Raw genomic sequence first — 19,978 nt, forward strand, 5'->3', positions numbered from 1 at the left:
AGCGGCGCCGCGGCCTCAGCCGATGATGGCGGCGTCGGGGCCGTTGAGGGCGAGTTCCAGCAGGGTTTCGAGGGCCGGGCGCAAGGCGGCCTCGGCGGGGGCGGCGAGGGCCAGGCGGACGGCGTCGGGGGCGTGGCCGGGGCCGGCGGCGAATTCGGCGGCGGGTGAGACGGCGATGCGGCGGCGGGCGGCGGCGGCCACGAAGGTCTCGGCGCGCCAGGGATCGGGCAGTTCGAGCCAGAGGTGGTAGGCGCGCGGATCGCCGCGCAGGGAAAGGCCGGCGCCGCCGAGGAGGCCGCGCGCCAGGGCGTTGCGGCGGCGGGCGTCCTGGCGCTTGCGGCGGACGAGTTCCCCGACGCTGCCGTCCTCCATCCAGGCGGTGGCGGCGGCGAGAGTGAAGCCCTGGGCGGCCCAGCCGCCGACGCGCAGGGCGGCGGCGAGGCGGGGGCGCAGGGCGGGCGGGGCGGCGAGGATGCCCAGCGTCATGCCGGGGGCGACGCGCTTGGAGAGGCTGTCCACCAGGACCACGCGTTCCGGCGCATGGGCGGCCAGGGGCGGGAGGATGTCCTCCGCGAGGAAGCCGTAGACGGAGTCCTCCACCACCAGGATGTCCAGGCTGCGGCAGAGGGTGGCGATCTCGCGGCGGCGGGCCTCCGGCATGCTGGGGCCGAGCGGGTTGTGCAGGTCCGGCTGCAGGTAGAGCAGGCGCAGGGGGTGGGCGGCATGGGCCGCGGCCAGGGCGTCGGGACGCAGGCCCTGGGCGTCCATGGCGATGGGGGTGGGGACGAGACCGAGGCGCTGGGCGATGCCCTTGGCGAGCGGATAGGTCATGGCCTCGAAGCCCAGGCGCTCGCCGGGGGCGATGAGGGCGGTGAAGCAGGCGGAGAGGGCCTGCTGGCCGCGCCCGGCGAAGAGAAGGGAATCGGGGCTGGGGGTCCAGCCGGTGCGGGCGAGGAGGCGGGCGCTGGCGGTGCGGGCGGCGGCATCGCCGGCGGCCCCGGCGCGGGAAAGCAGGGGCTGCAGCGCCTCCGGCCGCGACAGGCTGGCGAGGGCGGGGGCGAGGATGGTGCCCTGCTCGGGGAGGACGGAGAAGTTCACCTCCAGGTCGGTGATGGCGTCGGCGTGGAGTTCGCGCGCCGGGAGGCCGGGCGGGGTGGGGGCGGTGCGCAGGAAGGTGCCGCGCCCGACCTCGCCCACCGCGATGCCGCGCCGGACGAGCTCGGCATAGACGCGGGAGGCGGTGGAGGGGGCGATGCCCTGGCGATGGGCGTAGTCGCGGCTGGGAGGGAGGCGTTCGCCCGGCTGGCGGCGGCCGGCGGCGAGGTCTGCCGCGAGATCCTGGGCGAAGCGGTCGGCGAGGTCGCGGAAGTCGGTCACGGGAATATTGTACCGAGAACAATTGTGTCGTTGAAGCGGAAATCGATAGCGTGCCAGAAAGTGATTCGGTGCAATAAGGTGCGATTCTCAGATGCTCGGATCAATTTCCAGGGTTGATCGGATCAATCCGGCCTTTGGCGGCCTGGACGCGGCGCCGGCCCGGGGCGTGCTAGGGCGGGTGCTGGCGCGGCTGGCCGTCTGGCACCGCAATGCGGAGACGCGGCGGGTGCTGCGGGAGCTTCCGGAGCGGGAGCTGGCCGATATCGGGCTGACGCCCATGGATGCGGCGATGGAGGCGGGCAGGCCGTTCTGGGACGACACGCCCGGGATCGTCGCCGAGCGGGCGCGCCGGTCATGAGCGGCGGGCGCTATCGCTTCGTGACGGTGGATGTCTTCGCCTCGGAGCGCTACGCGGGCAATCCGCTGGCGGTGCTGCCAGAGGCGGCGGGACTGGACGGGGCGGCGATGCAGCGCATCGCGCGGGAGTTCAACCTGTCCGAGACGGCCTTCGTGCTGCCGCCGGAGGAGCCGGGGCACGGCGCGCGGGTGCGGATCTTCACGCCGACGCGGGAGATGCCCTTTGCCGGGCATCCGAATATCGGCACGGGATTCGTGCTGGCGGCGGAGATGGCGGCGCGGGGCGAGGCGGTGCCGGAGGTGCTGCTCTTCGAGGAAATCGCCGGGCTGGTGCCGGTGCGGCCGTTGCTGGAGGGCGGCGTGGTGGCCGGGGCTTCGCTGGAGGCGCCGCAGGCCCTGTCGCGCCTTGGCGGCTGCGGGGCGGCGGAGGTGGCGGCCTGTCTCTCGTTGCGGGCGGAGGATGTGGTGGTGACGGGGCATGCGCCGCAGGTCGTCTCGGTGGGGGCGCCCTTTCTGGTGGCGGAGCTGGCGGGGCTGGAGGCGCTGGGGCGGGTCCGGCCGGACCCGGTGGCCTGGGGCGGGACGCTGCCGCGCGACGGGGCCAGTTCGATCTATGCCTATGTGCGGTTGGCGGAGGGCGGACTGCGTTCGCGCATGTTCACGCGCGAGCTCTACGAGGACCCGGCGACGGGGAGCGCCACGGCGACGGTGGCGGCGCTGCTGCTCGACCTGTCCGGGGAGGAGAGGCTGTCGCTGACGGTGCGGCAGGGGGTGGAGATGGGGCGGGCGAGCCTGTTGCGGGCGAGGGCGTGGCGCGAGGGCGGGGCCGTCCGTGCCGGGGTGGCGGGCGATTGCGCGAAGGTGATGGAGGGCTGGCTGCGGGGCTGAGGCCGTCCGCCGCGATCCGTGGATATTGTGCGTTGTTGCCGTAAGATTGCTTAGTGTTTAAGTGGCGGCGCCGCGGGTGGCGACGCCCGGCGGGATTCTGGCCGGGCCGGTTCGGCCGCGAGGGGAGCGATTAAACGCCGATGAGTCTGGATTGGTTGTTGGCCCTCGGGCAGGTGTTGTTGATCGACCTGGTGCTGGCCGGCGACAACGCGATCGTGGTGGGCATGGCGGCGGCCGGGCTGCCGCCGGACCAGCGGCGCAAGGCGATCCTCTGGGGCATCGGCGCCGCGACGATCATGCGGATCGGCTTCGCGGCGATCACCACGCAGCTTCTGGCGATCGTCGGCCTGACGCTGATGGGCGGCCTGCTGCTGCTCTGGGTCTGCTGGAAGATGTACCGCGAGCTGCGGGCGGGGCATGAGCAGCACGAGGGCGCCGAGGCCGCGCATGGAGCGGTGTCCGGAGAGGGGGGTGCCGCTTCGGGGGCGCCGCGCAAGACGCTGGGCCAGGCGATCGTGCAGATCCTGGTGGCGGACGTGTCCATGAGCCTCGACAACGTGCTGGCGGTGGCCGGCGCGGCGAAGGAGCACCTGGACGTGCTGGTGATCGGCCTCGCCATCTCGGTGGTGCTGATGGCACTGGCCGCGAGCTTCATCGCACGCCTGCTGGAGCGTTTCCGCTGGATTGCCTGGATCGGGCTGCTGGTGATCCTCTACGTGGCGCTGAGCATGATCTACGAGGGCTGGCACGAGGTCGGACCGCATGTCTCGGCCTGGTTCGGCGGGGGCGCCGCCACGCGCTGAGGCCGTGAGGCGGGGGTGGGGCGTGCCGCGAGGATGGCGCCCCGGTATGGCCCCGGCCTGTTGACGGAGATGGATTCCGAGGGGCGGGGTGCCGGTGCATCCCGCCCTTTTTCCGTTCCGCTTCCCCGTTCCGGCGCCTGTCCGTGCCGCGGGGAGGGGCGGGCGGGGAAGGCTGGAGCGCAGGGGCGCCGCCACGGCCAGGGCGGGCCCGATCCTTGCCGGCCGTTCATGCGGGAGCGTGCCGGAGAGGGCGCGAAAATGACGCCGCCGGGCTGGCGCAGGCGGGGCCGAGGCTGGCCGGGCAATCCTGTCTCCTTGATTCGGTGCGGCTTTTCACGCCGGGGCGCATTCCAGGCCGCATGGAACCGGTCTAGCTTCGCCGTCATCTGGGAAGGGCGCTGCACCTCGCCGGGAGGGATCCCGCACGCGTCCGGTGAGGAAATGCGGATATGGAATCGCTGACCGGGATGCTGCCCGGGCTGCTGGAGATCATCTGGCTCAACATCATCCTGTCCGGCGACAACGCGGTGGTGATCGGACTGGCGGCGGCGGGGCTGCCGGCGCACCAGCGCGCCAAGGCGGTGCTGTTCGGCGTCATCGCGGCGGCGGTGCTGCGGATCGTCTTCTCGGTCTTCGCCACGCTGCTGCTGTCGCTGTGGTGGATCGATCTGCTCGGCGGCGCGGCGCTGCTCTACATCGCCTGGAATTTCTGGCGGGAGCTGCGCAGCAAGGACGAGGAGGAGGAAGGGCACGGCAAGGCCGCCGAGAAGACGATCTGGCAGGCGCTGTGGCAGATCATCCTGGCAGACGTGTCGATGAGCCTGGACAACGTGCTGGCCGTGGCTGCGGTGGCGCGCAACGACCTGCCGCTGCTGGTCGTCGGGCTGCTGATCTCCATCATCATGATGGGCGTGCTGGGCGGGCTGCTGGCCAAGCTGCTCGATCGCTGGCGGTGGATCGCCTATCTGGGCGTGTTCCTGATCCTCTATGTGGGCCTGCAACTGCTTTGGGAGGGCCTGGTGTCGGCCAATCTCGTTCTGAACCTCGGACTGCCGCTGCCCCTGCCGGCGGAGGGGCATTCGTGAGCCGGGTGCTGCCGAAGGCACTGCGGGCGGGCAGCCTCGCGCTGGCGCTGCTGGCGCTGCTGGCCGGTGCCTGTGCCCAGCCGGGCGGGGACGATCCAGATTCGGTCGAGGCGGGTGCGCCACGGCCGGCCATGGCGGAGGTGCTGAAGCGGCTTCCGGCGGAGGCATCGGGGATGCTTCGGGGCGGGAACGTGGCCGCCCCCACGCTGGGCGCCGATGCGCGGACAGTGGACTATGCCACGCCCTCGCGCACCGTGGCGGCGCAGGTCACGCTCTATGACCGGGGGCTGACGGCGATCAATGGCGCCGCGGTGGAGGCGGAGCTGGCCTCGCTGGTGCGGGAGTCCACCTCGATCGACGCCGAAGTGACCGGGCGCAGCTTCCGCGAGGTGTCGCGCAGCCAGGTGCCGCTGGCCAATGGCGGGCCGCTGCGCTGCGCGCTGCTGGAGGGACGGCTGGGACGCACCCGGATCGAGCGGCATCTCTGCGTCGGCACGGTGGGCGGGCGATTCCTGCGGACGCAGCTGACGATGGCGGCGGATGGGGGGGCGGCCAGCGTGGACGCGCCGCGCTTCGCGCGCGAGGTCGGCGCGGCGCTGCGGGCCGGAGGGTCCTCGCGGAGCTGAGGGAGGCTTCCCCGCCTGGGGGGCAGGCGGAGCCTCCCCCGGGGGTGGCCATGGACGCGATCCCGGGACCGTTTCAGAGCAGTCCTTCCTGGCGAAAGGAGAGGGTGCGGTCGCGGCCGACGATCAGGTGGTCGTGGACGAGGATGCCCAGCGCCGTGGTGGCGGCGCGGATGGCCTCGGTGGTGGCCAGGTCGGCGCGGGAAGGGGTCGGGTCGCCGCTGGGGTGGTTATGCACCAGGATCACGGCGGCGGCGCCGAGTTCCAGGGCGCGGCGGACGACCTCGCGCGGATAGGCCGGGGCGTGGTCCAGCGTGCCGCGTGCCTGGGCCTCGTCGGCCAGGAGGCGGTTGCGGCTGTCGAGAAAGAGGATGCGGAACTGCTCCACATCCTCCCGGGACAGGGCGGCGGAGAGATAGGCGGTAAGGCGGGGCCAGTTGTCCAGGACGGGCCCCTGGCGGGCCTCCTGGGCCAGCAGGCGCAGGGCGGCGGCGCGGGCGAGGCGGAGGGAGGCCAGCACGGCATCGCCGACGCCGGGGATGGCGCGCAGCTCGGCCTCGGGGGCGGTGATGGCGCGGGCGAAGCTGCCGAAGCGGGCGAGCAGGGTCTTGGCCAGGGGCTTGGTGTCGCCGCGCGGCAGGGCGGCGAAGAGCAGCAGTTCCAGCAGCTCGTAATCGGGCATCGCCTCGGCGCCGCCGCGCAGGAAGCGCTGGCGCAGGCGGTGGCGGTGGCCAGCCGGGCCCTCGGGCGGCGTGGCGGCGGCGGCGGGCGGCCGGTCCGGCAGGGACGGAAGGTCGAGCAGCGAGGGCTGGCCGGGGGAGTGACCAGGAGGCTGCCCGGGTGGCGGACCGGATGTGTGACCAGTGCGGGTTGTGATCTTGCGCGCGATGGGAGCGAACCAAGTGATTTTTCTCGCATAAGTTGAACATGACCTGCTTTGTTTCGCCAGTGTGATTTTCCCGGCTTTCGCCTTTGCCTCGAATGCCGGGTGTTCAGCCCAACGTTGGAGGGTCGGCTGACGGCCTGTTTCTGGCTCGGCGGGGCCTTTCCCATGACATCTGACATATCACAGAGCAAAAGAGTCTTGACGCTACCGGGGGCGGTGAACGAAAGCAGAAGCCAAGTGCTCGGCAAGAAGGGTTTTCCACCTGGGAAATTGCCGTGCAGGAGGAACGGAACATGGGCAGCAAACCGCCTGGGCAGGGCATGGCACCCGCCGGAAATTACAGATGGTTCATTATAGGTTTACTTTTCGTCATCACGACGATCAACTACATGGACCGCAACCTGCTGGCGGTGCTGAAGCCGACCGTCCAGGGTGAGCTCCAGTTCAACGAAAGCGAGTACGGCAACATCGTCTTCGCCTTCAGCATGGCCTATGCGGCCGGCTATGCGGGGATGGGCGCCTTCACCGACAAGGTGGGCGTGCGCTGGGGGCTGGCGATCGCCGCGATGATCTGGTCCGCGGCCTCGGCCTCGCACGGGCTGGTGACCTCCGTGAGCGGCTTCATCCTGGCCCGCGTCATGCTGGGGCTGGGCGAGGGCGGCAACTTCCCGACCTGCATCAAGTCGGTGGCGACCTGGTTCCCGGTGCGCGACCGGGCGCTGGCCACGGGCATCTTCAATTCCGGCAGCAATATCGGCGGGCTGCTGGCGCCGCTGATCGCGGCCTTCGTCACCGTGCACTGGGGCTGGCAGACGGCGTTCTACATCACCGGCCTGGTGGGCTTCGTCTGGGTGGCGGTGTGGCTGGCGACCTACCGGGCGCCGGAGGAGCATCCGAAGGTGAACCCGGCGGAGCTGCGCTACATCCAGAGCGACCACGACGTGGCGCCGCCGTCGCGGAAGGTGCCCTGGTCGCACCTGCTGCGCTATCCGGGCACCTGGGTCTATCTGGTGGGCGGCATCCTGACCAACCCGGTCTGGTGGTTCTACAACAACTGGGTGCCGAGCTTCCTGTTCTCGAAGTTCCACGTGAACCTGATGGCGCTGGGCCTGCCGCTGGTGGTGATCTACCTGATGACGGATGTGGGCTCGATCGGCGGCGGCTGGCTTTCGGGGCGGCTGATGCGCTCGGGCTTCGGGGTGTTCACGGCGCGCAAGCTGGCGCTGCTGGCCTGCGCGCTCTGCACCGTGCCGGTCTTCCTGGCGCCGATGACGGAGCAGATCTGGGTGGCGGTGCTGCTGATCGGCCTGGCCATGGCGGCGCACCAGGGCTTCTCGGCCAACCTGTTCACGCTGGTTTCCGACACCATGCCGAAGGAGGCGGTGGCCGGGGCGGTCGGGCTGGGCGGCTGCATCAGCTCGATCCTGGGCGGCTTCTCGGCCGTGGTGGTCGGGCATGTGCTGGATGCGACCAACAACAACTACACGCTGGTCTTCTTCGTGGGCGCCGGGGCCTATGTGGTCGCGGTGACGCTGATCCACTTCATGCTGCCAAAGGACAAGGCGGTGAGCCTGGCCGGGGCACGCGCCCGGGTCTGAGGCCTGGGCGGCGCTTTTTCCGGGGTGTTGCGCCCGTGGCCCGGGGGGAAGGCTCCGCCTTGCCCCCGTACCCCCATCCGCCAGGAGCCAGTGGCTCCTGGACCTGCCGGCGGCTGGCTCCTGTCGCGGCCCGGCGGACCGAATGGATCAGCGCGCGGCCGGGCCGGCCTCGTAGCGGAAGGTGCCGCAGAGGCCGGGACTGTCGGTTCCGGTGGGCGGGGTTGGGCCGGAAAAGGCGGCGAGGCTACGGGGGGCGGTGTCGCCCGCGAGTTCCTGGGGTGTCCACAGGACGATGTAGGTCACGGGGGCCGGTGTCTTGCCGCCGCAGAGGCGGTTGCCGTTCAGGAGGGGTGGGTCGGCCGGGCTGGCGACGCGGTAGCGCGTGGCGGCAACGGGGCTGCCTTCCGCCAGGAAGCGCGGCAGGGCGGTGGGTTCGGACAGGGTGAGGGCGTGGCCGCCGGCGAAGGTGATCCGGTCCAGTGTGACCGTGATGTCGCCGGTGATGGAGGCGGCGGTGTTGCTGATGGCCTGCCATCGTCGCCCGGCCGGGTCGGCCTGGCCCGTGGAGCAGAGGAACGGCAGGACCAGCAGCGCGGAAAGCAGGCGTCGGTGCATCGGCTTCGTCCCTGGCGGTGGCCGGGGGAGGGTAGCCGATGCGGGGTGGCCGTGTCCCCCCGGCGGCAGGCCTTAGCGCCCGCCGGCGGGGGTGGTGGCCGGGGCGAGGGGGACGATGGTGCCCGGCTTGTCGATGCCGGCGAGGCTGTCGGGCGAGAGGGATTCGATGGGGGTGGAGGGGCCCCCGCGGGCGGAGGGGGGCGGGGGGATGGAGGCCACCTGCGGCGGAGCGACGTCCTGCCAGCCGCCGCCCAGGGCCTTGTAGAGCGAGACGAGGTCCGTGGTCAGGGAGAGCGTGGCCTGGAGGCGCTGCTGGCGCGCCTGGACGAGGGTGCGCTGGGCGTCGAGGACATCGATGAAGTTGGAGAGGCCGCTGTTGTAGCGGCTGCGGGCGAGGGAGAGGGCGGTGTCGGCGGAGCGGACCGACTGGTCGAGGCTTTCGAGCTGGGCACGGTCGGTGCGGTAGGCGACGAGGCTGTCCTCGACCTCCCCCAGCGCGTTCAGCACGGTGCCGCGATAGGCGAGCGCGGCCTCGGCCTGTTGCGCGCGGGCGGTGCGGAGATTGGCGGTGAGGCGGCCGCCCTGGAAGATCGGCAGGGAGATGCTGGGGCCGAAGGAATAGAAGTGGTTCGACCAGTTGGTGAGCGAGCTGGCCTCCAGCCCTCGTGCGCCCAGGCTGCCGGTCAGCGAGATGTCGGGGTAGAAATTCGCCACCGCGACGCCGACGCCGGCGGTGGCGGCGTGCAGCCGGGCCTCGGCCTGGCGGATATCGGGGCGGCGGCGGGCCAGGGAGGCGGGCAGGCCGACCGGCACGGCGGGCGGCGTCGGCGGGATGGGGCGGGCGGCCTCCAGCTCCGCATCCAGGGCGCCGGGGGGCTGGCCGGTCAGGATGGCCAGGCGGTTCATCGCCTGGCGGACCTGCTTCTCGTAGGTCGGCAACTGGGCGCGGAGGTTGAAGAGCTGGGTGCGCTGGTTCTCCACGTCCAGCTCGGTGACGAGGCCCTGGCGGCGCTGGCGCTGGGTCAGGTCGAGGATGTCCTGGGCGGTCTGGACGTTCTCGCGCTGCGACTGGGCAAGGGCCTGGGCGCCGCGCAGGCCGGCATAGGCCTGGGCCACCTCGGCCTGGAGGGTGACGAGGGCGTCGTTGACCGCTTCGGCCTGTGCCTGGGTCTGGGCCTGGCTCTGTTCCACCGAGCGGCGGACGCGTCCGAAGAGGTCGAGCTCCCAGGAGGCGTCGAAGCCGGCCTGGAAGAGGTCGACGGGGCCGTTCAGCTTGTCGACCAGGGCGTCGCCGGCGGAGGCGGCCTCGCCGCCCAGCCCGTCGAGGCGTTGGGCGAGGCCGCTGCGGCGGATGGTGCCCTGCAGGCCGAGCTGCTGGCGGGTGTAGCTGCCGGTGCCGTTGAGGCTGGGCAGGCCGGCGGCGCGGGCGGCGGCCTCGCTCTGGCGGGCCTGGACGACGCGCAGGACGGCCTGCTGCAGGTCGAGGTTGCCGCTGATCGCGCGTTCCACCAGCGAGGTGAGGACGGGGTCGTTGAAGCCGGTCCACCAGCGCGGGTCGGGATCGGCCCTGAGGGTGACCGCCTGGGTGGGGGCGCGGGCGGGGTCGTTCCAGCTCGGCGGCGCCTCGGCCTTGGGCGGGGTGAAGTCGGGGCCCACGGTGCAGCCGGCGAGGAGCGAGAGGACCAGGGGAAGAGCGAGCGGGAGGGCGGGCGGGGCGGGGCGGGAATGGCGTGTGGGATGCATGGGGCTCAGTGGGCTCCGCCGCCGCCCTGGACCTTCACGCCCGACAGCATCAGGGCGAAGGGGATGATGCAGGCGGCGATGGCGGCGGTGATGATGAAGACGTCGGAATAGGCGAGGATCGCGGTCTGGGTGCGGAGCTGCTGGAACATCCATCCCTCCGCCTGCTGCATGGCCTCGGCGGCGGGGATGCCGTGGCTGATCATCGCGTTCTGCACCTGTTGCATCGTCGTGTTGTAGGGCTCGTAGAGCGGCGTCAGGTGCTGCACCAGGTGGGCCTGCCGGATCTGCTCGTGGTCGGTGATCAGCGCGGTGGAGACCGAGATGCCGGTGGAGCCCAGCACGTTGCGGAACATGGAGAAGAGCGCGGTGGCGTCGCCGTTCAGCTCGGGTGGCAGGGTGGCGTAGGCGATGGTGCTGATCGGCACGAAGAGGAAGGCGAGGCCGATGGTCTGCGAGGCGCGGATGATGACGAGGCTGCGGAAGCTGAGATCCGGGGTGAGGTGGCTGGAGTACCAGAAGGAGGTGGCCAGGCAGAGGCCGCCGAAGACGATGATCCACTTGGCCGGGATGATACCCATGAGCCGGCTCGAGACGGGGATCAGCATCACCAGCAGCACCGCGCCGGGGGCGAGGACGAGGCCGGACCAGGTGGCGGTGTAGCCGAGCTGCTGTTGCGCGAGCTGGGGGATCATCACCGCGCTGCCGTAGAGGGCGAAGCCCATCACCGAGATCAGGGCGCATCCCAGGGTGAAGTTGCGGTCGCGGAAGACGCGCAGGTTCACCATCGGGCGCCTGGCATAGGCGAACCAGTAGGCGCCGCCGACCCAGCCGGTGATGGAGGCCAGGGCGGCGATGCGGACGAAGCTCGAATCCAGCCAGTCGTAGTCCTCGCCGCGGTCCACGGCGAGTTCGAGCCCGGCCAGGGCGAGCACGATGAAGCCGAGGCCGATGAAGTCGAAGGGCGGCGTGGTCTTGCGCTGCTCCTCCACCGAGGGAGGGTCCTCCACCACCGCGATCACGCCGAAGACGGTGGCGATGCCGATGGGCACGTTGATCAGGAAGATCCAGTGCCAGGAATAGGTGTCGGTGAGGTAGCCGCCGACGACGGGGCCCAGGATGGGGGCCACGATGATGGCGAGCGCGGTGACGGAGAAGGCGGTGCCGCGTTTCTCCGGCGGGAAGGTGTCGAGGATGATGGCCTGCTGCGTCGGCTGCAGGCCGCCGCCGAAGAAGCCCTGCAGCGCGCGGCAGACGAGGAGCTGCCAGAATTCCTGTGAGATGCCGCAGGCGAGCGAGGCGACGGTAAAGGCGGCGAGGCAGATGGTGAAGTAGCGCTTCCGCCCCAGCCAGCGGCTGAGATAGCCGGAGATGGTGAGCACGATGCCGTTGGCGACGAGGTAGGTGGTGAGCGCCCAGGTGCTCTCGTCGTTGGAGACGGACATGCTGCCGGCGATGTGCGGCAGGGAGACGTTGACGATGGTGGTGTCGAGCACCTCCATGAAGGCGCCCATGGTGACGACCAGCGTCACCAGCCAGGGATTGTAGCGGGGCTTCCAGCCGCTACCGGACTTCTCGGCGCTGCCGCTCATGCCCGGCCGCCCCTGCCCGCCGCCGCGGCCCTGCCGGCGGGGGTCATTCCAGGGTCACCGTGGGGATGACGGAGAGGCCGAGGGGCATGGGCATGTCCGCGGGCAGGCCGCTGTCGATGATGATCTTCACCGGCACGCGGCGGACGATCTTCACGAAGTTGCCGGTGGCGTTCTCGGCGGGGAAGGTGCTGAAGCGGGCGCCGCTGCCCATCTGGATGCTGTCGATGTGGCCGTGCAGTTCCAGGCCGGGATAGGCGTCCACCTCGATCGCCACGCGCTGGCCGGGGCGCATGCCGTCGAGCTGGTTCTCCTTGAAGTTGGCGACGACCCAGACCTCGGGCGTGACCAGGGACATGACGGACTGGCCCTGTTGCAGGAAGCCGCCCTGTTCCACGTTGCGGCGGGTGACGCGGCCGTCCTGGGGGGCGCGGATCTCGGTATAGGAGAGGGTGACCTCGGCCTGGGCGAGATTGGCCCTGGCCTCATCGATCTGGGCCCGGCGCTGGCGGACGGTGGCCTCGGCCTGGTCGATGTTCTGCGGCGCCAGGTTGGCGATCTGCAGCTGCGCCTGGGCCTGGTTCACCTGGGCGGTGGCGGATTGCAGCGTGGCGGTGGCGGTGTCGATGTTGGTCTGCGTGGTGGCGCGCGGGTCCACCGAGCGCTGGCGGCGGTAGTCCGACTGTGCCTGGGTCTGGCTGGCGCGCGCGGAGGAGAGCTGGGCCTCGGCGCTCTTCTGTTCCGCGGGGAAGCGGGTGCGGGCGATCTCCAGGTCGATCTCGGCGCTGTGGAGCTGGGTCTCGGCGAGTTCGAGGTTGGCGGCGGCCTGGTCGCGGCGGGCGATGTAGTCGCGCGGGTCGATGCGCAGGATCACGTCGCCGGCATGGACGAACTGGTTGTCCCGGACGCGCAACTCGGTGACGTAGCCGGAGACCTGGGGGGCGATGGTGATGGCGCGGCCTTCGGTATAGGCGTCGTCGGTGGAGGCGAGGTTGCGCGTCGTCCACCAGTACCAGGCACCGCCCAGGATGGCGATGACGAGCAGGATGCCGCCGATGATCAGCGGCAGGCGGCTGGTCTTCCCCTTTCCGTTGTCCTTGCCGTTGCCGTTCTTGCCGTTCTTCTGCTGCGGCTGGTCCTTGCGTTCCTCGCCGCCTTCGGACTTGCCGCCGCCGTCATCCGCGCGGTCGCGCCGGATGCGGGCGCGGCCGCGGGCGGGTTCCTCCGCATGGGCGGCCCGGACGTGCTGGGGATCGGCCGGATGAGTGGGGGGATGCGTTTCATCCTGCTGCCGATCAACCACGAACTACCTCGTTGCTCAGATCCATGCGCGCCCGATTCCGGCCGCATGGGAGGCCGGTGGTGCGCCGCGGAGGTACGTACTGACGAGAATGTATGACAGACACTCTTCGTTGATTTTCATTGCGGGCCGTTTAACCGGCCCTGCCGCGTTCACCCCGTCGATGGGGAAAGGGTTCCGGGACTGTCGGGCTTCTGGTCTGTTTTCAGGGACTTGCCCTGGAAGGAGGCCAGCAAGGCCCGCGCCAGGCGCAGTCCTTCCTCGCTCAGCCGGTAGACCTCCGGTTCGCGCAGCCAGAGTTGCATCATGCCCCGGATCTGCACGAAGAGCGCGTCCGCGGCGGTGTCCGGCGTCCAGGGCGGGGCGAGGGGGTAGCGCAGGGCGGCGAGGTTCAGGAGCTCGCGGAACTTGGCGCGCAGGTCTTCGTCCGCCTTCTGCAGGCGGTGCAGGGCGGGGGCCATCTCGTCCACGTATTCGCAGCGCTGGTAGAAGATGGTGAGGAGGCGCCGGCGGCGCTCGTCCTGCTCGAACTGCCGCTTGGTGTCGGCCATGACGGTGTCGAGCTCTTCCAGCGGATCGAGGTCGGGATTCTCGGCGAGGCGGGTGACCAGATCCTCGTGCGGAAGCTCGGCGCGCTCGTTCAGGGTGAGGAAGAGATCGAGCTTGTCGCGGAAGTGCCAGTAGATGGCGCCACGGGTGACGCCGGCGACGCGGGCGACTTCCTCCAGCGTGGAGCGGGCCACGCCGCGTTCGTAGAAGACCTTCTCGGCGGCATCGAGGATCGCCTCGCGTGTCTGCTCTGCCTGAGCCTTTGTGTGCCTTGCCACTCCCCCGCCCATCCGCTGCCCGTGCTTACAACCGCGCATGTATGCTGCTGGAGGAGATTATGCCAGCATTAAGCGCCACGCACAGGCCATACGGGGGCACGAGGGAGTATTCTGTTCTCCCTTTCATCTTCCCGGCCGGGAGAAGGTGCGGGTCAGTCCTGGGTGAGGGGGCCGGCGGGGACGGGGTGGAAGCGGCCCTCGGCCTCGTCCAGCGCGCTGAGGGTGCCGTCGGCCACGTCGAACCACAGGCCGTGCAGGCCGAGCTGGCCGGCGGCCTCGCGCTCCGCCAGCCAGGGGAAGGTGCGGAGGTTGCGCAGGGACTGGCGGATGGCGGCATGTTCCATGGCGCGCTGGTCGTCCAGCGGGTCCACGCCCTCGCAGCGCAGGACGTGGTCGCGGGCGGGGGCGATCAGGTCCATCCAGCGGGCGACGAAGTCGCCATGCGCCGCGTCCACACGATCGCGCTGGTTGCTGCGGAAGGCGTTGATGCCGCCGCAGGAGGCATGTCCGAGGACGACGACGTGCTCGACCTCCAGCGACCGGACGGCGAACTCGATGGCGGCCGAGGTGCCGTGGTAGTTGGCGTCGGGCTGGTAGGGGGGCACGAGGTTCGCGACGTTGCGGACCACGACCATCTCCCCGGCATCGGCGTCGAAGACGACCTCGGGCGCGACGCGGCTGTCCACGCAGGCGATCATCAGGATGCGCGGGTGCTGCCCGGCCTGGGCGAGCTGGGCGTAGTGGTGGCGCTCGCGCCGGAAGCGCGTGTAGCGGAAGCCCCGGTAGCCCTCCACGAGGCGGGAGGGCAGGGCGGGGGGTGGCTTCGGCTGGCCGGTCATGTGCTTTGGGGGCGGGGTCAGGCGGGCAGGCTGTAGGGCGGCTTGTGCAGCCCGGCGGGGGAGTAGGTGAAGACCTCGCAGCCCGTGGCGGTGACGCCGACCATGTGCTCGAACTGGGCGGAGAGGGAGCGGTCGCGGGTCACGGCGGTCCAGCCGTCGTCGAGCACCTTCACCTCCGGGCGGCCGGCATTCACCATCGGCTCGATGGTGAAGAACATGCCTTCCTTGAGCTTGGGGCCTTCACCGGGGCGGCCGAAATGGAGGATGTTGGGCGGGGCGTGGAAGGTGCGGCCGACGCCGTGGCCGCAGAAGTCGCGGACCACGGAGAAGCGCTGCTTCTCCACGTAGCTCTGGATGGCGTGGCCGATGTCGCCGAGCGTGGTGCCGGGCTTCACCACGGCGATGCCGCGGAGCAGGCTCTCGTGGGTCACGTCCATCAGCAGGGCGGCCTTCCGGCTCGGCTCCCCGGCCACGTACATGCGGGAGGTGTCGCCGTACCAGCCGTCGAGGATGGGGGTGACGTCGATGTTGAGGATGTCGCCCTCCACCAGCCGCCGCTCGCCGGGGATGCCATGGCAGACGACGTGGTTGATGGAGATGCAGGAGCTCTTCGGGTAGCCGCGGTAGCCCAGCGTCGCCGGGACGGCGCCGTGGTCGAGCATGAAGTCGTGGCAGAGCTTGTCGAGCGCCTCGGTGGTGGCGCCGGGCACCACATGGGGCGTGATCATGTCCAGGCAGGCGGCGGCCAGCTGGCCGGCCTTGCGCATGCCCTCGAAATCCTCCGGCCCATGCAGCGGTATCCGCCGCGCCTCGCCCGCTGACTGTTCCATGAAGGCGAAAATGCGGCGGCGGCGCGTGGCTTGCAAGGCTTGGACATGCGGCGCAAGGGAGGATTGCACTGGCGTCGGGATTCCGCGGTGACGGAAACCGGGGGAAGCGGGCGGGCACGCGCAGGGTTCCCTGGCGTGTCCAAGGGGCGTGGTCGGGTGCCCTCCCCGGGGCCGTGCCGGCGGGCTTTGCGGCAAGGGGAGGGGTGTGCATGGCGGCGGGCGGGCACGCGGAGACAGGTTCGCGGCGGGAGAGTCCGGGCGGAGAGGTGACGGAGCGGCCCGCCGCGCCGGGCAAGGCCGCCGGCGGGCGCGGCTGGGTGGACGACCCGCGCTTCACCGCGGCGATCGTGGCCAGCGCGCTGATCATGCAGAACCTGGACAGCAGCGTGATCGCGACGGCGCTGCCGGCCATGGCGCGGGACCTGGGCAGCGAGCCGCTGCATCTCTCGGCGGCGATCACCTCCTATCTCGTGGCGCTGACGGTCTTCGTGCCGGTGAGCGGCTGGGTGGCCGACCGGTACGGGGCGAAGCGGGTCTTCCTCTGGGCGATCGCGGTCTTCGTCGCCTCCTCGGTGGCTTGCGGACTGGCGCAGGGGCTGACGGAGCTGATCCTGGCGCGGGTGGTGCAGGGGATCGGAGGGGCGATGATGGTGCCGGTGGCGCGGCTGCTGCTGCTGCGCCGGGTGACCAAGGAGGAGATCGTGCGGGCCACCACCTGGCTGACCATGCCGGGGCTGCTGGGGCCGATCATGGGACCGCCGCTGGGGGGCTTCCTGACCGACCAGCTTTCCTGGCGCTGGGTGTTCTGGATCAACCTGCCGATCGGGATGCTGGGGCTGTTCCTGGCCTGGCGCTTCATCACCGCGCCGGAGCAGGAGCGGCCGCCGAAGCTGGACGTGCCGGGGATCACGCTGGTCGGGTTGTCGCTGGCCTGCCTGATGTTCGGCTTCGAGACGGTGGGGCGCGGAGTGGTGGAGCCCGCCTGGAGCTGGGTGGCGCTGGTGGCCGGGGCGGGGCTGGTGGTGTGGGCGGTGCGGCACTGCCTGCGGGCGGAGCATCCGGCGCTGGACCTGAGCCTGCTGCGCATCCCGGCCTTTCAGGTGACGGTGACGGCGGGGACGATGTTCCGCATCGGGGCGGGGGCGATCCCCTTCCTGGTGCCGCTGGCGATCCAGTTGGGCTTCGGGGCCTCGGCCACCACCTCGGGGCTGATCACGCTGGCCTCGGCGCTAGGGGCCTTCGGCATGAAGCCGCTGGTGCACCGGGTGCTGCGCTGGCTGGGCTATCGTGGCACGCTGGTCTGGAACACGGTGCTGCAGGGGGCGATCATCCTGCTGCTGGCGACGCTCTCGCCCGGCTGGCCGCTCTGGGGGGTGTTCATCCTGCTGGCGGTGAACGGGATCTTCCGCTCCCTGCACTTCACCTCGCTGAACTCGCTGGCCTATGCGGAGCTGCCGCAGAAGGCGCTCTCCGCCGCCACCAGCCTCTATTCGACGGCGCAGCAGCTCTCCATGGCGCTGGGCGTGGTGATGGGCTCCTCCGTGCTGGCGGCTTCCACCGCGCTGCACGGGCATGGCGAGCCGGCGCTGGGGGATTTCTCGCTGGCCTTCGTTGCGGTGGCGGCAGTGGTGCTGGCTTCGCTGCCGCCGTGCCTGCAACTGCCGCGGGATGCGGGAGAGGCGGTGTCGGGATACCGGCGGCGCGGGGGATGACGCGGGCGGGTTGGTGGCGTGGGCGTTGCGCCGTCCGCCGCTGCTCCGTCCCCGGGTGAAAGGCGCTGCCTTTCCCCCGGCCCCCTATCCGCCAGGACGCTGCGCGCCCTGGACCCGATGGGTTGGCTCTCGCCGAGGCTGATCGCGCCGGAGAGCATGACTCTGGAGAGCATGACTCTCCGGCGGACTGCCGGTGCCACCGGTGCGGAAACGGTGTTTTCCTTCCTCTCGGGAGCCCCCCGTTTCCAGCCGGGCTTCGGGCAGGGTGGGGCCGGCCGTTGCCGTGGACGGGCGGGGCGTTCCCGCGCGGAGGCTCCCGCCGGTGCCGGACGGGAGCGTTCCGGCGCGGTGCTGCGCGAACGGCAGCGGAAGGGCACAGTGGGTGCCGCGGGCCAGGGCCGCCAGAAAGCTGCCGGGCCAGAAACCATGTTCCGTCATGGTCCAGGCTTTGGCCTGTCCCGCCGGGCGGCGATGTGACGTGGAGGCCGGTGCGCCCTGGGGCGCGCCGGCTGCCGGTCCGGCGGGTCAGCCGGGCTGGTTACGGAGCTTCTCGGCCTCGGCGTAGAAGCGCTTCTCCCAGGTGTTCTGGTTCTCCAGCCCCTCACGGATGAAGGGGGTGAAGGGGGCGAGATTGAGGAGGAGCCAGTTCACCAGCCGGGCGGGGAAGCGCAGCGGCTTCACGAAGTCCACGAAGAGGACGACGCGGGTCTTGTCGGTATGGTTCCAGGCCTCGTGCTCGTAGGCGTCGTCGAAGATCAGGGCCTTGCCTTCCTGCCAGTGGCAGACCTGCTTGTCGACGCGGATGGCGAGCTGGTCGTCCTTCGATTCCGGCACGATCAGGCCGAGATGCAGGCGCAGCACGCCGTTGTAGGGGCCGCGATGGGGCGGCAGGTGCTTGCCCGGTTCGAAGATCGAGAACATCGCGGTCTTGAGGCCGGGGATCTTTTGCACGATGCGCCAGGTCTCGGGGCACTGCTCGATGTTCTGCTTCGAGGAGAGGCCATAGCCGGTGAGGAAGAAGGTCTTCCAGGCCCGGTCCGTGCTGATGGTGCGGACATCGGCGGAGAGCTCGTGGAAGCCGGGCAGGTCTTCCTGGCGGAGCAGGACGCGGTCGAGCTCCTTGCGGATGGCGGGCCATTCGCGCTCGATCTCCGCCGCCCAGGGGAAGGTGGCGTTGTTGTAGACGGGCGGGTTGCCGACCTTGGAGTGGCGGAGGTTCAGCCGCTCCGCCCCGGCGACGATGGTCATGAAGAACCGTGTCGTGCGGCTGGGCCGGTCCATCGCGGCCATGCCCTCGGTGCCGAAGGTCTGCTGTGGGGAGGCGGCCGCGGCGGGGGCATTCGTCGTGGTGTGGTTCATGAGGTGTCTTGTCCTCCTGCGCGGCGGGTCAGCCAAGTTCCCGGGGCGGCGGTGTGGCGGGGCGAATCCCCGAACGCGGATCAGGCCGCGGCAGGTTACAACCCTATGACGCTGATATTGAGTCGCAATGCTGTGGGCAGGCATTCGCCGGCCGCGGGGCGCGGTTGCAGGCGGGGGGTGGCCGGAGGGGACGGCTAGCCTTGCCGGGCCACGGGGGCAAGGGCGCAGGCGGTCAGGCGTGAAGGCCGCGGGAGGAGGCCCGGGATGGGGCCGGGAGAGGCGCGGGGCCTCTCCCGGGGACGGCGCCTCAGGCGGCCTCGGCCAGGGCGGGGTAGTCGGTGTAGCCGTGCGGACCGGGGGCGTAGAAGGTGGAGGGGTCCGGCGTGTTCAGCGGCAGGTTGTGGGCGAAGCGTTCCGGCAGGTCGGGATTGGCGATGAAGAGCTTGCCGAAGGCCACGGCATCGGCGTCGCCACGGTCGAGGATGGCCTCGGCGCTTTCCCGGGTGAAGCCTTCGTTGGCGATGTAGGCGCCGCCGAAGGCGCGCTTGAGCTGCGGGCCGAGGCTGTCGGGGCCTTGGGCCTCGCGGGAGCAGAGGAAGGCGATCCGCCGCTCGCCGAGGGCCTGGGCGACATGGGTGAAGAGGGCGACGGGGTCACTGTCGCCCATGTCGTGCGTGTCGCAGCGCGGGGCGAGATGGACGCCGACGCGGCCCGGACCGAAGACGGAGATGGCGGCGTCGGTGGCCTCCAGCAGCAGGCGGGCGCGGTTGGCGATGGAGCCGCCGTAGCGGTCGGTGCGCCGGTTGGTGCTGTCCTGCAGGAACTGGTCGAGCAGGTAGCCGTTGGCGCCGTGCAGCTCCACGCCGTCGAAGCCGGCGCGCTGGGCATTGGCGGCGGCCTGGCGGAACTGTTCGACGATGGCGGCGACTTCCTCCGTCTCCAGCGCGTGCGGGGTGACGTAGGGGCGCTGCGGGCGGAGCAGGCTGACATGGCCCTTCGCGGCGATGGCGCTGGGGGCAACGGGGACGCGGCCGCCGAGGAAGGACGGGTCGGAGATGCGGCCGACATGCCAGATCTGGGCGAGGATGCGGCCACCGGCCCCGTGGACGGCATGGGTGACGGGCTTCCAGCCCTCGACCTGCTCCTCGCTCCAGAGGCCGGGAACATCGGCATAGCCGACACCCATGGGGGAGACGGGGATGCCTTCGCTGATGATCAGCCCGGCGGAGGCGCGCTGGCGGTAGTATTCGGCGACCAGGGCGTTGGGGACATGGCCGGGCGAGCGGGTACGGGTGAGGGGGGCCATGACGACGCGGTTGGGCAGGGTGAGGTCGCCCAGGCGGAGGGGATCGAAGAGGCTCGGCATCGGCCGGTTCCCTATTGGTGCCCGTGGCGGGATTGCCGCGGGAGAAGGGGAGTTGGGCCGTTTGCTGCGGCGCAAAAGGTGCCGGGGCGGATGGGTGCCATGTGAAGCCCGCATGTCCGCCTCCGGGGATGGCGGGCGCTGCCGGGCACGGGGCCCATGGGTGTGGGGGCGGCCAAATCGCGGG

At 71.0% G+C, this 19,978-nt stretch carries 18 protein-coding genes; 7 read left to right on the forward strand and 11 right to left on the reverse strand.

From position 1 onward, the window contains the following. Window positions 1-15 precede the first annotated feature (15 nt). Window positions 16-1,377 (reverse strand): aminotransferase-like domain-containing protein, encoded by a 1,362-nt coding sequence (locus BT98_RS0102160; protein WP_019462497.1) that lies wholly within the window; start codon window positions 1,375-1,377, stop codon window positions 16-18. 91 nt (window positions 1,378-1,468) lie between these two features. Here BT98_RS0102160 and BT98_RS22925 point away from each other — a divergent pair, with 91 nt between their 5' ends. The 5 genes from BT98_RS22925 to BT98_RS0102185 all read left to right on the forward strand — a co-directional run bounded on the left by BT98_RS22925 (window position 1,469) and on the right by BT98_RS0102185 (window position 5,136). Further along, window positions 1,469-1,735, forward strand: a complete 267-nt coding sequence (locus tag BT98_RS22925) for a DUF1127 domain-containing protein (protein ID WP_037249508.1) — start codon at window positions 1,469-1,471, stop codon at window positions 1,733-1,735. After that, window positions 1,732-2,622, forward strand: a complete 891-nt coding sequence (locus BT98_RS0102170) for a PhzF family phenazine biosynthesis protein (RefSeq protein WP_019462495.1) — start codon at window positions 1,732-1,734, stop codon at window positions 2,620-2,622. The genes BT98_RS22925 and BT98_RS0102170 overlap by 4 nt, the downstream gene beginning before the upstream one ends. Window positions 2,623-2,762: 140 nt before the next feature. Beyond that, entirely contained in the window at window positions 2,763-3,425 is a 663-nt protein-coding gene (locus tag BT98_RS22930) for a TerC family protein (protein ID WP_037249511.1), read from the forward strand. 449 nt (window positions 3,426-3,874) lie between these two features. Continuing rightward, on the forward strand, window positions 3,875-4,510 hold the full coding sequence (locus BT98_RS0102180; protein WP_019462493.1) for a TerC family protein: 636 nt from the start codon (window positions 3,875-3,877) through the stop codon (window positions 4,508-4,510). Next, window positions 4,507-5,136: a hypothetical protein gene (locus BT98_RS0102185; protein WP_019462492.1), complete on the forward strand. Its 630-nt coding sequence runs from the start codon at window positions 4,507-4,509 to the stop codon at window positions 5,134-5,136. The genes BT98_RS0102180 and BT98_RS0102185 overlap by 4 nt, the downstream gene beginning before the upstream one ends. A gap of 73 nt (window positions 5,137-5,209) precedes the next feature. Here BT98_RS0102185 and radC read toward each other — a convergent pair whose 3' ends face one another. Further along, the gene (gene radC / locus BT98_RS0102190) at window positions 5,210-5,935 is read right to left on the reverse strand and encodes a RadC family protein (protein WP_314216865.1); all 726 of its coding nucleotides are present in this window, start codon (window positions 5,933-5,935) and stop codon (window positions 5,210-5,212) included. 377 nt (window positions 5,936-6,312) lie between these two features. On the opposite strand from radC, the gene BT98_RS22935 reads away from it, so the two are divergent. Then, a complete protein-coding gene (locus tag BT98_RS22935) occupies window positions 6,313-7,617 on the forward strand; it encodes an MFS transporter (RefSeq protein ID WP_026033443.1) in 1,305 nt (434 codons plus the stop codon). A 147-nt stretch (window positions 7,618-7,764) separates the two neighbouring features. On the opposite strand, the gene BT98_RS22940 is transcribed toward BT98_RS22935, so the two are convergent. The 7 genes from BT98_RS22940 to map form a co-directional block, all read right to left on the reverse strand. Continuing rightward, on the reverse strand, window positions 7,765-8,232 hold the full coding sequence (locus tag BT98_RS22940; RefSeq protein ID WP_019462489.1) for a hypothetical protein: 468 nt from the start codon (window positions 8,230-8,232) through the stop codon (window positions 7,765-7,767). A 72-nt stretch (window positions 8,233-8,304) separates the two neighbouring features. Continuing rightward, complete coding sequence (locus BT98_RS22945) at window positions 8,305-9,975, reverse strand: efflux transporter outer membrane subunit (protein WP_081798515.1); 1,671 nt, start codon at window positions 9,973-9,975, stop codon at window positions 8,305-8,307. Window positions 9,976-9,980: 5 nt separating this feature from the next. Further along, window positions 9,981-11,564 (reverse strand): DHA2 family efflux MFS transporter permease subunit, encoded by a 1,584-nt coding sequence (locus tag BT98_RS0102210; RefSeq protein WP_027297140.1) that lies wholly within the window; start codon window positions 11,562-11,564, stop codon window positions 9,981-9,983. A gap of 43 nt (window positions 11,565-11,607) precedes the next feature. Then, a complete protein-coding gene (locus BT98_RS0102215; protein ID WP_019462806.1) occupies window positions 11,608-12,864 on the reverse strand; it encodes an HlyD family secretion protein in 1,257 nt (418 codons plus the stop codon). A gap of 149 nt (window positions 12,865-13,013) precedes the next feature. Further along, complete coding sequence (locus tag BT98_RS22950; RefSeq protein WP_019462807.1) at window positions 13,014-13,688, reverse strand: TetR family transcriptional regulator; 675 nt, start codon at window positions 13,686-13,688, stop codon at window positions 13,014-13,016. A gap of 152 nt (window positions 13,689-13,840) precedes the next feature. Continuing rightward, window positions 13,841-14,527 (reverse strand): carbonic anhydrase, encoded by a 687-nt coding sequence (locus BT98_RS0102225; protein ID WP_019462808.1) that lies wholly within the window; start codon window positions 14,525-14,527, stop codon window positions 13,841-13,843. A gap of 17 nt (window positions 14,528-14,544) precedes the next feature. Then, on the reverse strand, window positions 14,545-15,357 hold the full coding sequence (map, locus tag BT98_RS0102230) for a type I methionyl aminopeptidase (RefSeq protein ID WP_026033508.1): 813 nt from the start codon (window positions 15,355-15,357) through the stop codon (window positions 14,545-14,547). A gap of 266 nt (window positions 15,358-15,623) precedes the next feature. Between map and BT98_RS0102235 the strand changes: the two genes are divergently transcribed. After that, window positions 15,624-17,069, forward strand: coding sequence for an MDR family MFS transporter (locus BT98_RS0102235; protein WP_019462810.1), 1,446 nt, complete (start codon window positions 15,624-15,626; stop codon window positions 17,067-17,069). Window positions 17,070-17,594: 525 nt separating this feature from the next. On the opposite strand, the gene BT98_RS22955 is transcribed toward BT98_RS0102235, so the two are convergent. Together BT98_RS22955 and BT98_RS0102250 are read right to left on the reverse strand one after the other, a co-directional pair. After that, entirely contained in the window at window positions 17,595-18,428 is an 834-nt protein-coding gene (locus BT98_RS22955) for an ornithine lipid ester-linked acyl 2-hydroxylase OlsC (RefSeq protein WP_019462811.1), read from the reverse strand. A 307-nt stretch (window positions 18,429-18,735) separates the two neighbouring features. Then, complete coding sequence (locus tag BT98_RS0102250; protein ID WP_019462812.1) at window positions 18,736-19,794, reverse strand: alkene reductase; 1,059 nt, start codon at window positions 19,792-19,794, stop codon at window positions 18,736-18,738. Between the last annotated feature and the right edge of the window lie 184 nt (window positions 19,795-19,978).

This window comes from Roseomonas mucosa ATCC BAA-692 (assembly GCF_000622225.1).
In the GTDB taxonomy this organism is placed as follows: Bacteria; Pseudomonadota; Alphaproteobacteria; order Acetobacterales; family Acetobacteraceae; genus Roseomonas; species Roseomonas mucosa.